General features: G+C 34.7%; 9 protein-coding genes. 6 read left to right on the forward strand and 3 right to left on the reverse strand.

The genetic code is table 11. From position 1 onward, the window contains the following. Positions 1 to 4 precede the first annotated feature (4 nt). Positions 5 to 895 carry a 1-aminocyclopropane-1-carboxylate deaminase/D-cysteine desulfhydrase gene (locus TD29_RS12905; RefSeq protein WP_040281163.1) on the reverse strand — a complete coding sequence of 297 codons (891 nt, stop codon included), beginning with the start codon at positions 893 to 895 and terminating at the stop codon, positions 5 to 7. Positions 896 to 1048: 153 nt separating this feature from the next. On the opposite strand from TD29_RS12905, the gene TD29_RS12910 reads away from it, so the two are divergent. Next, positions 1049 to 6190 (forward strand): fibronectin type III domain-containing protein, encoded by a 5142-nt coding sequence (locus TD29_RS12910; RefSeq protein WP_152611518.1) that lies wholly within the window; start codon positions 1049 to 1051, stop codon positions 6188 to 6190. On the opposite strand, the gene TD29_RS12915 is transcribed toward TD29_RS12910, so the two are convergent. Continuing rightward, a complete protein-coding gene (locus TD29_RS12915; protein ID WP_040281165.1) occupies positions 6191 to 6514 on the reverse strand; it encodes a hypothetical protein in 324 nt (107 codons plus the stop codon). Positions 6515 to 6563: 49 nt separating this feature from the next. Between TD29_RS12915 and TD29_RS18270 the strand changes: the two genes are divergently transcribed. The 4 genes from TD29_RS18270 to TD29_RS12930 all read left to right on the forward strand — a co-directional run bounded on the left by TD29_RS18270 (position 6564) and on the right by TD29_RS12930 (position 11119). Further along, positions 6564 to 6749 (forward strand): DUF5522 domain-containing protein, encoded by a 186-nt coding sequence (locus tag TD29_RS18270; protein ID WP_084203477.1) that lies wholly within the window; start codon positions 6564 to 6566, stop codon positions 6747 to 6749. Continuing rightward, positions 6749 to 8752 carry a urocanate hydratase gene (locus tag TD29_RS12920; protein WP_040281166.1) on the forward strand — a complete coding sequence of 668 codons (2004 nt, stop codon included), beginning with the start codon at positions 6749 to 6751 and terminating at the stop codon, positions 8750 to 8752. Before TD29_RS18270 ends, TD29_RS12920 begins: the two co-directional genes overlap by 1 nt. Positions 8753 to 8768: 16 nt before the next feature. Next, positions 8769 to 9317 carry a DUF4136 domain-containing protein gene (locus TD29_RS12925; protein WP_040281167.1) on the forward strand — a complete coding sequence of 183 codons (549 nt, stop codon included), beginning with the start codon at positions 8769 to 8771 and terminating at the stop codon, positions 9315 to 9317. A 131-nt stretch (positions 9318 to 9448) separates the two neighbouring features. Beyond that, on the forward strand, positions 9449 to 11119 hold the full coding sequence (locus TD29_RS12930) for a SulP family inorganic anion transporter (protein WP_040281168.1): 1671 nt from the start codon (positions 9449 to 9451) through the stop codon (positions 11117 to 11119). Between the two features lie 61 nt (positions 11120 to 11180). Here TD29_RS12930 and TD29_RS12935 read toward each other — a convergent pair whose 3' ends face one another. Next, positions 11181 to 11549: a hypothetical protein gene (locus TD29_RS12935; protein ID WP_040281169.1), complete on the reverse strand. Its 369-nt coding sequence runs from the start codon at positions 11547 to 11549 to the stop codon at positions 11181 to 11183. Between the two features lie 378 nt (positions 11550 to 11927). On the opposite strand from TD29_RS12935, the gene TD29_RS12940 reads away from it, so the two are divergent. Continuing rightward, positions 11928 to 15662, forward strand: a complete 3735-nt coding sequence (locus tag TD29_RS12940) for a GDSL-type esterase/lipase family protein (protein WP_040281170.1) — start codon at positions 11928 to 11930, stop codon at positions 15660 to 15662. Positions 15663 to 15670 lie beyond the last annotated feature (8 nt).

Consider the following 15670-nt stretch of genomic DNA (forward strand, 5'->3'; position numbering starts at 1 on the left):
ATCTTCAAACGATTAAAGGCTTATTTTGTTGTTTTAACCTTTGGTTCATTCCTTCTACACCTTGCAATCCGCCAGTATGAATTGCTAAAATTTTTGATGTCTTCGGAAAATAACCTTTCTCAATTAAATCGTAAATTCCAAACATCATTTTTCCAGTATAAATAGGGTCTAATGCTATAGAAGTAGTTGCCTTAAAATCATTGATATATTCAATTAATGTAGTATTAACTTTTCCGTAGCCACCAAAATGATACTGGGTAATTAATTCCCAATTTTTATTAGATACAAATTTAGTGATTTCCTGACTTAAAAAATCACCTTTTAAAGCAGGAAATCCGATTATTTTTTGGTGCGGCAACGCTGCATTGATCAAACCAGAAATAGTTCCACCTGTTCCAACTGCACAACAAATAAAATCGAAGTCTTTATCTGCTTCAGTTAGTATTTCTTCACAGCCTTTTATAGCTAATGCATTTGTACCGCCTTCGGGAAGTAAATAGAAATCTCCAAATTCATCACGTAATTTTAAAATGAAATCGCTGTTTGTTTTATCTCTATAGTTGTCTCTTGAAACGAACTTTAAAGTCATTCCGCAAGATTGGGCATAACTTAGAGTTGCATTTGTCTCAATTTTTGACACCAACTCTTCCCCTCTAATAACACCAATAGTTTTAAAACCTAGTAATTGCCCAGCAGACGCGACGGCAGAGATATGGTTTGAGTAGGCTCCACCAAAAGTTAAAATGGTGTTTTTACCTTCATTTTTTGCTTCAATTAGGTTATGCTTTAATTTTCTCAATTTATTTCCAGATACAGTTTCGTGATTTAAGTAATCTGGCTTCACAAACACTTGATTATCAATTTCAAAGTTCCTGTAATCGGTAATTTCTAACATCTTAACTAAATCTTTTACAATTATTTAAAAAAATGTTAAAATTGTAATTATATTTAATACTTTAACATTTTCACTACCAAATCTATACATATTACCACCTACTCATAAATATAGCTCAACACCCTCCAGTTGGTGCGTTCAAAAATATAGATTATGATTAGAAAATTACTCTTTTTATTACTAACTATTCTTGGTAATTATAGTTTACATTCTCAATGTACAGCATATACAACAAATACAGCTTGTACTACTGCGGCTCCAATTGACGCTACTCCAATTACTTGTACCCCTCCAAATGCGAATGGAGGAAGACGAAACTTCTTAGTAACAAACATGATTGCTGGCGCAACTTATAGAGTTTCAAATTGTGGATCTGGCTTTGATACGCAAATGACAATTAGAGACTCAGGAGGTATAGTTGTTGGTTATAACGACGATAATGGCCCAGCTTGTGGAGGCACGGCATCATCAATAGATTTCGTACCCGCTTCTACAGGAGATTACCGTATACAAATGAATAGATATAATTGCGATACAGTCAATGCTTCTGTAGGCACTATCACTGTTTCTTTAACTTCACCTCCCGTAAGTTGCCCTGGAGCAACCACTAATTTTTACGATACAGGTGGTACAGGAGGGAATTATAGTTCTAATGAAAATCAAACATGGACCTTTTATCCGGACGGTGGACCAGTTACTGCCACGTTTTCGGAATTTAATACTGAGGCTGGCTATGATTATTTATACGTGTACGATGGACCAGACGCTGGTTCTCCTCAAGTTGCAGGATCGCCTTTTTCTGGCAACTTAGGCTCGATAGGACCATTCACATCAACTCATGCTACAGAAACTTTAACATTTGTCTTTATAAGTGACGGATTTGCTACTCGAACGGGATGGAACGCAAGTATATGTGGCACCCCTCCACCTCCTCCAGGGAATGACGACCCTTGTAGCGCTACCCCTTTATCAGTAGACGCGACTTGTAACTTTACTACTTTTACAAATAACAATGCAACAAACACTGTAGGAATTACAGCTCCTGGATGTGCTAATTATTCTGGTGGTGACGTTTGGTTTACGGCTGTTGTACCAGCTAATGGCACTTTAATTGTTGACATGAACACTGGAGTTGTAACAGATTCTGGGATGGCTTTTTACACAGGCACTTGTGGAGCATTAACCTTGTTAGAATGCGATGACGATGATAGTGCAACTGGCTTAATGTCTTCAATAACTAGAACCGGTTTAACACCTGGAGACACTATTTATATTAGAGTTTGGGAATATGGAAATGATAATAATGGTACTTTTGATATTTGTGCTACTACATTTTCTCCTTGTAATACACCAACAGTAACTACCGCTACTGCAGTAGCAATCTCAACTGCAACCATTAATTGGACCGCAGCAACACCTGCTCCTACTGGTGGTTACGAATACATCATATCACCAGATAACTCCCCTAATACTCCAGCTGGTGATATCACGGGGAACACAGGAGCCGGAGTTACTACAGCCAATATTACAGGTCTTACACCTAATACAACATATTATGTTTTTGTAAGAAGCGACTGTGGTTCAGGTAACTATAGTGGTTGGGATGGACCTATAACCTTCACAACTCTTGTTGCATCAGTACCTCCTAACGATAACCCATGTAATGCTACATCTTTAACAGTAAATTCAAGCTGTAATTTTACAACATACACCAATGAGTATGCAACAAACACTGCGGGTGTTCCAGCACCTGGTTGTGGATCATATTCAGGTGGAGATGTTTGGTTTACGGCTGTTGTACCAGCTTCAGGAATATTAATTGTAGATACAAATACTAGAGTTATAACAGATTCTGGGATGGCTTTTTATTCTGGAACATGTGGAGCTTTAACCTTAATAGAATGTGATGATGATGATAGTGATAATGGCCTAATGTCTTCAATTACAAGAACTGGCTTAACACCAGGTCAAACCATATATATTAGATTATGGGAATATGGAAATGATAATAATGGCACTTTTGATATTTGTGCGTACACACCAACTCCTCCTTCTAATGACGATTGTTCGGGAGCTATTACATTAACATCAGACACATCATGTATTGGCACTGTTGGTTCTTCAGATAATGCAACCCAGTCACAAACAGAATGCTCTGGGACTGCTGATGACGACGTTTGGTATACTTTTACAGCAACTTCAGCTGAACACTCGGTATCAGTAACCGCAGGAACCATATATGATTTAGTTTTACAAGTTTTTTCAGGTACTTGTGGATCCTTAACAAGTTTAGATTGTGAAGATTTGAATGATCCTGACGCTTGGGATCCAGACGAAGAAACAGTAAATTTAACAGGATTAACTATTGGTAATGTATATTATATAAGAGTTTATAGTTGGGAAAGTCTTAATACTGATTCAGGAACTTTTGAAATTTGCCTTACAGAACCTTGTACAACTCCAGCCATTGACACCACACCTTACTCTTGTGAGATGATCATAGATGAATTAGGGACAGATCCTTTTGCTATAACTCCCTATAATTCTGACCCTAGCCTTACATTAGATTGCAATACAACCTCAATAGATTTAGCAACCAATGCGCAGATGCACGAAACCACATCATATGATGTTATTAAAATACCATATCAGTATATAGGAGCATTTGGAGCAACTATTAACAATTCTACAATTGCAAATGATGATTATTGGGCAGATACACCTACAGCTATAGGCTTCCCATTTTGCTTTTACGATAATGAATACGACTATACTTTAGCTGGAGCAAATAGTATGATAACATTTGATATTGATTATCCTGCATTTGGCTTAACAGGCACTAACGTACCTGGTAGTGGTTGTGGTTATTCTTTTAGCGACAATCTACCGAGTACAGTTGGTGATTTATTTGAACAAACCATCTATGGCGTATATCATGATATAGATCCATCAGGCCTTCCTGCTAATGCAATTACAACAAGAACTCAAGGTATTGTAGGTTGCAGAAAATTTATTGCAGAGTGGAGTGATGTCCCTATGTTTAGTGATAATTCTATATTATATTCTGGTATGATGGTATTATACGAAACCACAAACGTAATCGAGGTTTATATTGAAGAAAAGCGTATTGATGATGATAATATTTTCCCATGGAATGGAGGAAATGCAATAGTAGGTATTCAAGGAGACTACGTAGGTCCAGCCACCAATCCTAGCAATGAATACACTGTAGCTCCATGTAGAAACGGCTTAGATGAAAATTGGGAGATAACTAATGAAGCTTGGCGTTTTGTGCCTAGCGGTAATTCTAGACTTATAGGCGTAGAGTGGTATGCTGGAACTGACACTTCCGGAGTACCAGACGCAACAACAAACACTTATACTGCAACTGCTGCTGGCACCTACACTGCTATATCAACTTATTCAACTTGTGACGGATCTACAATTACCCTTACCGATGAAGTTGTAGTAACTAACGGTAATAAAACATGGAACGGATCTGTGAATAACAACTGGTACCTAGCTCCTAACTGGACTCCAGTAGGTGTCCCAACAAGTACAGATTGCGTAGTAATACCCGCAACTGCTGTTTCAAATGGCAATATTCCAACGGCAGATATTGTTAACTTAATTCCACTGCCTCCACAACCAGCTTTAGCTAGAACATTAACTTTACTTCCAAACTCATATCTTGAAGTTGGTACTAATACAGAATTAATTGTACAGGAAAGGTTAACTGTAGAAAACACGGGAATTTTAAATTTAAAAAGTAGTTCTAGCCTCGTTCAATTTGAAGACAGTGCTGTTAATATTGGTAATATTCATATGCAACGATCTCCCAATTTTAATGAAACTGCTGTATTAAATTCTGAATATGTTTATTGGTCTTCTCCAGTGGCTAATTTTCAAGTTAGTGATATTTCACCCTCATCTAGCCAACATTTTGGCTGGACACCAAGTGTTAATGGTAATGGAACAGGAAATCATGGTGAATGGTTTAGCGCTGCTGGAGTAATGACAAACGGAACAGGTTATATTGTTAGAGGTCTTAGCGGAACTCCAACAACAATACCTGCAACCACCTACACAATATCAAACAACACTGCATTGTTTAGTGGTGTACCAAATAACGGAATCATAACTAAACCAATATACCATGGTGGCTATAACGGTGGAAATTATACAGGAATAGGAAATACAGCTACAAATGAAGATGACAACTGGAATTTAATTGGAAACCCTTATCCGTCAGCAATTTCTGCAAATGCGTTTACAAACTTAAACACAAACATCAATGGTACTATCTATGTATGGCCTCATGATTCAACATTCTCTGCAGCTACTATAGATCCATTCTACGAAGATTATGTATACAACTATGATGGCAATGACTATATAGAACACAACAACACAGGCTCTAATCCTCCAGGCACCAGTGATTTATATATTGGCTCAGGACAAGCGTTCTTTGTGATGATGAACCATGGAGCAACCTCAGGTACAACTGTAACTTTTAATAATAGTATGAGAGAGGTACTTACTAATTATAACAATAGTACATTCTTTAGAACCAATGAATCAGAAAACAGCTCTAATAGCAATGCAAATGAAGGCCATAGAATATGGCTAGACCTATTATCTCCAAATAACATTACTAATACGATATTAGTAGGCTACATTCAAAATGCAACAAATAATTTTGATCGTTTATATGACGGTTATGATTTTAGTAGTGGAGACAATAGTGGATTCTATTCGATTTTAGAAAATGAAACCCTATCAATACAAGGAAGATCACTCCCATTTCATCAAGAAGACACTGTACCCTTAGGTATAATTGCAAATGAAACTGGAAGTCACACTATAGCTATTAATACACTTGACGGACTTTTTAATACTGAAAATCAAAACATCTATATAGAAGATAAACTGTTAAATAGTATTCATGATATTCGTTCATCTCCATATAGTTTCACTATTGAAGCAGGTACACATAATAATCGTTTCATCCTAAGGTATACAAATGAAACCCTAAACATCAACCAATTAGATGATAGTGAAGGGATTTCTATAATTGCCCCTAAAAGCGAATACATAAAGGTAACTTCGGAAATTGGAACCATCAACACCGTAACAATTTATGATATTGTAGGCCGAATCATTTTTACAACTGAAGGCATCAATGGATCAGAATTCATTTTAAATGATACGCGATTATCTGATGGCACCTACTTTGTAAAAGCACAATTATTTACTGGTAAACACAAAATTCAAAAAGTTGTAATTAGACACTAATTATAAATAACTAATAAATGACCAAAAAGATCTTGATTGTAAATAATTGAGGTCTTTTTCATTTAAATATGCTTCTCGTTCAAAAGAAATATTTTGATATGCCAAATACCATGTTTTATATTGTATTAAACGTATTAAAAACTCAATAGCATATAAAACATAAAACGGAAACACCAATAATTCTAATTGCTGTCGCAAGTGAATCTTCTCATGATTCAATAAAACAACATTAGATTTTAAATTATAATATTTCAGAAAAATAAAAGGAAAAACAGCCATACCAACATATCCTTTAGGAACTAAAAATCTTGAAATTATAACCATAATTTATACTATTCAAAAATCTTTCCAAATTACATTATCTTTGTAAGATATGAAGAAAATTATTCCGTTAGAGGATGGTGATTACTATTTAACACCTCAAGGCTATCGCTGTTTTACTGAGCAATATCATTTAAAAAGAGGCTACTGCTGTGAAAGCGGCTGCAGACACTGTCCTTATGGGTTTAATACTTCTACTCAAACTAAGACTAATAAAACTACTTTAAAAAAAAAGTAATGTCAACTACAAATACAACATTTCAAGACCAAATAAGAGAAGGAATACCAAGTCAACTTCCAAATCTAAAACCGTATGACCCATCTATAAATCATGCTCCAAAACGAAAATCTATTCTTTCTACGGAAGAACAAAAACTAGCATTAAAAAATGCACTTCGTTATTTTGACAAAGCACATCACCAAACTTTACTGCCTGAATTCAAAAAAGAATTAGACAGTTACGGAAGAATATACATGTACAGGTTGCGCCCAGATTATAAAATGTACGCAAGACCAATTGAAGACTATCCTGCTAAATCTAAACAGGCTGCTGCCATTATGTTAATGATTCAAAATAACTTGGATTATGCTGTGGCACAACATCCTCATGAGTTAATTACTTATGGAGGAAATGGAGGTGTATTTTCAAATTGGGCACAATATAGATTGACCATGAAATACCTCTCTGAAATGAGTGATGAGCAAACCCTTGCCATGTATTCTGGTCATCCCATGGGATTATTTCCAAGTCATAAAGGCGCACCTAGAGTTGTAGTAACAAACGGAATGATGATTCCTAACTATTCAAAACCTGACGATTGGGAAAAATTTAATGCACTTGGCGTCACACAATATGGTCAAATGACAGCTGGAAGCTTTATGTACATTGGACCTCAAGGTATTGTACACGGAACCACAATTACAGTTCTTAATGGGTTTAGAAAAATAAAAAAAGAGCCTAAAGGAAATCTTTTTGTTACTTCTGGACTTGGCGGTATGTCTGGGGCACAACCAAAAGCAGGTAATATTGCAGGATGTATTACAGTTTGTGCCGAAGTCAATCCTAAAATAACTCAAGTACGATTAGATCAAGGTTGGATTGATGAAAAAATTACCGATTTAAATCAGTTAGTAAAACGAGTTACAAAAGCAAAAGCCGAGAAAGAAACAATATCCATAGCCTACTTAGGAAACATCGTTGACGTATGGGAGAAATTTGACGAAGCCAATATTCATGTAGATTTAGGAAGTGATCAAACTTCACTTCATAATCCATGGGCTGGTGGTTACTACCCTATAAATATGTCTTTTGAAGAAGCCAATGAAATGATGGCTAATAAGCCAGTACTTTTTAAAGAAAAAGTACAGGAAACTTTAAGACGTCATGCACAAGCTATAAATAAACATACCGCAAAGGGCACTTACTTTTTTGACTATGGTAATGCATTTCTATTAGAGGCCTCACGTGCTGGAGCAGATATTATGGCCGAAAACGGGATTGATTTTAAATACCCATCGTATGTTCAAGATATTATGGGACCAATGTGTTTTGATTATGGTTTTGGTCCTTTTAGATGGGTTTGTGCCTCTGGTAAACCTGAAGATTTAGCTAAGACAGATGCCATTGCTTGTGCTATTCTTGAAACTATTAAAGAGAATTCTCCAGTAGAAATTCAACAACAAATGGCCGACAACATTCAATGGATTAAAGGTGCACAAGAGAATAAATTAGTTGTTGGTTCTCAAGCGAGAATTTTATATGCAGATGCTGAAGGACGAATGAAAATTGCCGAAGCATTTAATAATGCCATAAAAAAAGGAGAGATTGGCTATGTGATATTAGGTAGAGATCACCATGATGTATCTGGAACAGATTCCCCATATCGTGAAACTAGCAATATTTATGATGGCTCTCGCTTTACAGCAGATATGGCAATTCAAAATGTTATAGGTGATAGTTTTAGAGGCGCAACTTGGGTTAGCATACACAATGGTGGAGGCGTAGGCTGGGGAGAAGTTATCAATGGTGGCTTTGGTATGGTTCTTGATGGTAGTATAGATGCAGAAAAACGCTTAAAATCTATGCTCTTTTGGGATGTCAATAATGGAATTTCAAGACGAAGTTGGGCTAGAAATGAAGAAGCTATTTTCGCTATTAAACGTGCTATGGAAAATGAACCTAATTTAAAGGTGACACTTCCTAACATTGTTGACCATACATTATTGAACTCAATAGATTAACTTAAATTAGAAAAGAATGAAAAAGTTGCTACAATTATTACCGTTAGTGATTATAACAGTCATAATCACGTCATGCAGTTCTATTAAAGTTGCTGCAGATTATGATAAAGAGGCAAAATTTGATGATTTCAAAACGTTTGCCTTTTTCAAAACAGGAATTGACAAAGCCGAAATTAATGATCTTGATAAACGCAGAATCCTTCGTGCTGTTGAAACAGAACTTTTAGCGAAAGGCTTTACGAAATCTGAAAATCCAGATTTACTTGTTAGTATTTTCACTAAATCAAGAGAACGTGTAAATGTATATAATAACGGCTATGGCAATTTTGGTTATGGTTGGGGTTGGAACCCTTGGTACTGGAACAATTTCAATAATACATCAGTAACAACCAGAACAGAAGGAACGCTTTATATTGACCTTATCGATGCTAATAAAAAAGAATTAATTTGGCAAGGAATGGGAACTGGAATTTTAAGCAGTAGAAATATAGAAAAGAAAGAAGCCAAAATAAGTGAATTTGTTTCAGAAATCATGTTAGAATATCCTCCTGGATCGAAAGAATAATGCATTCCGAAGCCTATAAAAAGCATTAAGCATCAACGTTCAAGCGTTGATGCTTTTTTTTGACTATATCATACTTGATTTGCGCTTCATTACTAAAAGCGTATCTTTGCCGACTTTTAAGAGATGTTATTATGATATTAGCTCACAAAGCCTTAAAAAGCTTTACTCAAAACCCTAAAAACGACATACTTGCAGGCATCACTGTATCACTAGCAATGATTCCTGAAGTTGTAGCCTTTGCTTTTGTAGCACAAATTGATCCTTTGGTGGCATTATCAGGTGCTTTCATTGTTGGATTAATAACAGCTGTTTTTGGAGGTCGACCAGGATTAATATCTGGAGCAGCAGGTGCTGTTGCGGTAATATTTGTAAATCTGATTTCTGAAGGTCACGCTAAAGGATTATTATTTGATAACCCAGTAGATAATATGGGTTATTTTTATTTATTAGCTGCAGTGATTTTAATGGGAATTATTCAAGTTGGAGCAGGTGTTTTAAAATTAGGTCGTTTTGTTCGCTTAATTCCTCATTCTGTTATGATGGGATTTGTAAACGGATTAGCAATTGTTATTTTCATGGCGCAAGTTCGAATGTTCTCTCACAAAGAATTAGAAGTTGGAGCAGATGGGCTAAAAAAATATATAAATATACCCATGCAGGGATCTGAGTTATATATAATGCTTGGATTAGTTGGACTCACCATGGCCATTATTTGGTTGCTACCCAAAGTAACTAAAAAAATACCTGCAGCATTAACCGCTATACTGGTTACAACTGCTGTTGTAGTGTTTGGCAATTTAGATGTAAGTACTGTTGGATCTTATATTATTGAAGGTGGTGGCGACGGTTTAAAAGGTGAATTCCCAACTCCAAACGCTGAACTTTGGCAAAATTTACCATTTAATTTAAACACGCTTAAATTCATCTTACCATATGCATTTTTAGCTGCTTCTGTTGGACTAATAGAATCTTTAATGACCATGAACTTAGTAGATGAATTAACAGAAACTCGTGGAAATGGAAATAGAGAATGTGTTGCGCAAGGTGCTGGTAACATTGTAAGTGGTTTATTTGGTGGTACTGGTGGTTGTGGCATGATTGGTCAAACCGTAATTAATATTAATGCTGGTGGTAGAGGACGATTATCAGGTATAATGATGGCACTAACATTATTAACATTTATTCTTTTCACAGATCAATATATAGAACAAGTACCTATTGCTGCCTTGGTTGGCGTCATGTTTATGATGGTGATTGAAACATTTGCCTGGTCTAGTTTTAGAATTATTAGAAAAATACCAATTTCAGATGCAGTTGTACTTGTTATTGTATCTGCTGTTACGGTTATTTTTGACCTTGCTATCGCTGTTTTTATTGGTGTAATCGTTTCCGCCTTAGTATTTGCTTGGAAAAATGCAATAATGATTAGAGCAAGAAAACGTATTAAAGATGATGGTACAAAAATTTATGAAATATGGGGACCTTTATTTTTTGGGTCTATTCAAAATTTTAACAGCAAGTTTGATGTAAAGAACGATCCTCAAAATGTAGAAATTGACTTTGTAGAATCAAGAGTTAGTGATCATTCAGCTTTAGAAGCGATTTACAACTTAGTAAATAAATATGAAGCCGAAGGTAAAACTATAAAACTCAAACATCTTAGTGAAGACTGTAAAACACTAATGTACAAAGCAAGCCCTAAATTTAAAGAAGTTATTATAGAAGCAATTGATGACCCTAGATATCATTTAGCTGCAGATCCAGAAAAATTCACAAAACCGCTTTCTGAATATGACATATAAAAAAACCAGTCGATACTATTAACATATTGACTGGTTGCTTTTTATTTTAAAATAGTAAAAACTATTTAGGCATATTTTTTAGATATAATTGATATTGTGAATCTGTTAATACATTTTTCAATTTTTCATTAACATACTTTTGCAACTTAGCTTTCTTAGCACTCCTTGCGCTAGAATCCTTAATAGACTCAACACCCTTCATCTTTTTTTCTACGGAAGAAAAGATTTCATATATTTTCTTCTGTTGCGTTTCATCTAACTTATCGGTTCTCAATAACATATTTACAACTTCATTAGTCTTCTCTTTTGCAGAATTTTGGATAGTTGTATTTGAAGTCACTACAGGAGAATTTGCCTTTGTTTGAGCGAAAGCCATTTGACTACCTGCAAATAAAAAACAAGCAACGCTTAATATAAAAATTTTTTTCATGGTTATAGTATAATAAATTAATGGTTCAATATACGAAATTCAAAGAATTAAATTATAATATTTTGATAAATCAAACCTGCATCATCTCATCTTTACCTTTTCCGCAGAATGAATCATTTATTCTTGTATGTAAATAGCGATAAGTTACAGTCATATTCTCACCACGAATTATATTTACATTGACATCTAAATACTGAAATCATTTTTCATTGATTTTATTAGATAACATTCATAATTACAATTTAACACAAAACACCGCAAAACACTCACTAACAGGTGTTTATTGAAAATTGCAATATGAATACCAAAAATAAATAGTATCTTTGTTTAAGAGTAGAGCCCCAAAATCTATTTTAACATTTTTAAACCTTATGTATTATGAAAATAACTTTTTCTACAAAAGTTAGGATCCTTGTATTTTTACTTTTTTGTTTCTCAATTCATTCTATTTCTGCTCAGACCGAAACTATCTATATTGATTTTGGAAGTATTGGTACGAACGAAAGTGCTTCTCCTTGGAATAATGTCACTAATAATGTTTCAGGCACCATAAATAATCTTATCAATTCTAACAGCCTCGAAACAGGAATAGGGTTTTCAATTATCGATGGTTTTACAGGGATTAATGTAGTTGGAACACAATCAGCAGATCCTGGCTTAAATTTTCTAGAATCTGCTACACGAGATAGTTTTTATGGGACGACTTCCGATAGTAGCTCTTTAATTTTTAACAATTTAGTAATAGGTAAACAGTACACTATCTCAATATTTGCTTCGCGCACAGGAGTGTCAGACAATAGAGAAACATCCTACACCATTGAAGCTCAATCTACACAAACCGTTTATTTAGATGCTACTGAAAACACAAGTAACGTAGCTACAGCTTCTTTCTATCCTAAAGCAGATGGCACAATAGTTATAAATGTATCAACTGGACCAAACAATGATAATGGTTCTGGTTTTTTCTACTTAGGAGTTATTGAATTAGAATACAGTGTTGATGCACCTATATATTCTGACAATGCTTTGCTAATAGATTTTGGATCTAACACGAATCAAAGTAGTACTCCTTGGAATAACTTAACTGATCCTTTTATTTCAGGAAACATCATTAATTTAATAAATAAAGGAGGTAATACAACAGCAATAGATATTTCTGTCACCGACGCTTTTAATTATTTTAATGAGGACGGAACCACTGCTCCTGGTACTAGCTTAGGCTTACCAATCACAGCTACAGGTGATAGTTTTTTTGGTAATACAACCGAATTTATAGGAAAAACAGAGCCAACAGGCGCTGTAGAGTTTAGTGATTTAAATCCCAATAACGCATTAAATATAACCATTTATGCATCTCGACTAGACTACGCTGTTCCTGACAATAAGGAAACTCAATATGTAATTGAAGGCTTAACAACAGAGACGTTATTTTTAGATATTGCAAATAACCATAACAATACAGTCTCAACTAGTATTAGCCCTAAGGCAGACGGTACAATAAAAATCACAGCATCGCCAGGTCCTAATAATACAAATATTAATGGTTTTTTCTATTTAGGAGCTGTTGTCATGGAGTATACACCTCAACCTACATTATCACTAAATAGTCCAAATGGTGGTGAATTTTGGCAAGTTGGAAAGACACCTGAAATAATGTGGGACTCTACAGATCTTAGTTCAGACATCGATTTAGAATATTCTACAGATAATGGCGCATCTTGGAATCCAATTGCCACTGTATCCTATCTAACAAACAGTTATAATTGGACTATACCAAACACACCCTCAGAAAACTGTTTAGTGAGAGCAACATCTGACGCAATCAGTGACACAAGTAATGGTGTTTTTGAGATATCTAGTGACGACACTAGTTGTAATATTGTTGTTATAGGATCCTCTACAGCTGAAGGTATTGGAGCATCTTCTCCTGAATTTGCATGGGTAAATTTATATGCTAAAGCGCTTTTTCAAAAAAACACTAGAATAAACGTAATTAATTACGGCAAAGGTGGATATACAACGTATCATTTATTACCAACAGGCACTCCAATTCCTGGAGGCGTAGGAGTAACTATAGATACTGAAAGAAATATTACAAAGGCCATATCAGACCAGCCCATTGCTATAATCGTAAATTTACCTTCTAATGATACAGCTAATGGGTATCCTGTGGCAGATCAATTAAACAATTTCGCTACTCTATATAATGAAGCTGTAACCAATACTATCCCAATATGGATTACTACAACCCAACCACGAAATTTTGGATCTCCAACCCAAATACAAGATCAAATTGATGTTAGAGATGGAATAATATCCACTTACGGTACTAATTCTATCGATTTTTGGACAAATGTTGCCGAAACTGACGGAACAATTTTAAGCCAATTAGATTATGGAGATGGAGTTCATTTAAACAACTTAGGACACAACATACTATTTAATAAAGTTTTAGGTAAAGACATTGAAAATGCTGATTGCATTTCTAATCTTCCAGTAGGAGCATATCTTTACTGTAATGATTCATGGAAAAACGATAATATGCCTTCTTTAACTACAGGCACTATAGATGTATTTATAGGTAAAGGAACCTATATTATAAATGCAGATGAAAATGTAGTAGTTAATGATCTTAATGTATCTCTTAACGGATCGATAATAATTGAAGAAGGTGGAAGCATAACAGTAAATGGTAATTTAATAAACAACGGAAATCTTACGCTCGAATCCATATCTAATAAATACTCAAGCTTAATCGTAGAAGGAACTAGCACAGGAAATGTGAATTATAATCGTCATATAAATAATGCTGCTGGAGCAAATACTACAACTTCTAGTAACGACTTAATAAGTGCACCAGTAACAGGACAATCTTTTGGGGATTTTAGATCTGAAAATTCAAATATACCATCAGGAACTATTAATGGTGATCCAGCCTTTTTATTTGGAACATATAATCCTGCAACGGGAAATTATGTTTATTATTCACCAAATGAAGATAGTAATATTCTATCGGCAGGAATTGGTTATGTATCTGGATCAAGCGATGGATCTGATTTTACATTTGTTGGGAATGTAGAAACAAGTTCTATTAACGCCTCTATAGTGTCTGGAGGAGTTAATGATTGGAATCTTATTGGCAATCCATACCCAAGTTATCTAAATGCTCAAGATTTTTTAAATAATTTATCAAACTCTGGGTTAATTGACGAAAGCGCCATTGGTATTTATGGTTATGACGGATCTGCATTAGATGGCTGGTCAATTTTAAATTTAGCCACAACTAATGCTAGCACAATCATTGCTCCAGGACAAGGATTTTTTGTTAATGCAGAAACATCTGGAGATATAGTTTTTACGCCAAGTATGAGAAGAGTGGGAAATGACGATGATTTTATTCAAGGACGAAATGCTAACCCATTAACCTATTTGAAATTAAAAATTAATTCATCAAACAAGGAATATCATACCGATTTTTATTTTAATGATCACGCCAGTTTAGGATTAGACCCAGGATATGATGCTAAAATTTGGGACGCAACACCTCCTAATTTCTCTTTGTATTCTCATTTATTACAAGATAACGTGGGCAGCCCAATTGCTTTGCAAGCTTTTAATTCTAATGATGTATCAGATTTAATAATTCCATTGGGTGTTCATGCAAATGCAAATGAGTCTTTAAGTTTTAGTATTTTAGAATCAACATTGCCAAATACCATTAATTTATACCTAGAAGACAACCTAAATAACGAAGTAACCTTACTTAATAATTCAGAGTATATAATTAATCCATTAGAGCAAATTTCAGGCACAGGTCGTTTTTATTTAAGACTAGAATCTAACCAACTTAACATTTCAGAACAACCTCTAGAAAAATTAATAATATATGCGAACCAAACTAACAATACTATTGCAGTGATTGGCCAATTGCAAAATCAAACACATTATAAACTATACGATGTTAACGGAAGAATAATCATTTCTAACACTTTAGATAGTGCTCAAACTCGACAATTTATTGACATTTCTCAATTAACTTCTGGGATGTATATTATTGAATTAACAGAATCTGAGACTCAAATAAAAAGAGCTAAAAAGTTAATTATCCAATAATAAAACCA

This window comes from Psychroserpens damuponensis (genome assembly GCF_000826655.1).
Lineage (GTDB): Bacteria > Bacteroidota > Bacteroidia > Flavobacteriales > Flavobacteriaceae > Psychroserpens > Psychroserpens damuponensis.